Annotated in this window: 1 protein-coding gene; it reads left to right on the forward strand. The window is 57.9% G+C overall.

What is annotated here, in order from left to right; all coding sequences use genetic code 11:
* The coding region (locus VG566_RS20420; protein ID WP_423172731.1) for a hypothetical protein at positions 1-456 on the forward strand (456 nt) is incomplete at both ends.

Consider the following 456-nt stretch of genomic DNA (forward strand, 5'->3'; position numbering starts at 1 on the left):
GGGAACAGACCAACCAATGGTTCAAATGCGATGCGGTGGCGCTGGCGGCGGTGCAGGAGATCGGGATCGACGCCGACCATTACCTTTTCATCGAGAGTGACGTGCTCGCCACGCAGGACCGGTGGAAGGCATTGTTCAGGGACTTGGAGAAAAGCCCGTATGACTGTGTGACTTTAACAGTTGGATTCAGGACCGCGAACTCCACCTTCCGCTGGTGGGACCATCATGGAACCCCGGCTCAAGCCGACCGCCATCATATCCTTGCCGTTTACCGTCTCAGCAAGCGTGCTGTGGAGGCTTCGATCGAAATGGCTGTTGAGCTACGGAACTGCTTCTGCGAGGTCGCTGTGCCCTACGTCATGCAGCAGGCGGGCTTGTCCTGTGGTTTGATCAACGGTCGGGAGCATCATAGCACGGCGAGGACGATGGGGCCGAAGAAGGAGTTCATCCATGAGC

Source organism: Stenotrophomonas sp. CASM114, from assembly GCF_049384325.1.
GTDB lineage: Bacteria > Pseudomonadota > Gammaproteobacteria > Xanthomonadales > Xanthomonadaceae > Stenotrophomonas > Stenotrophomonas muris.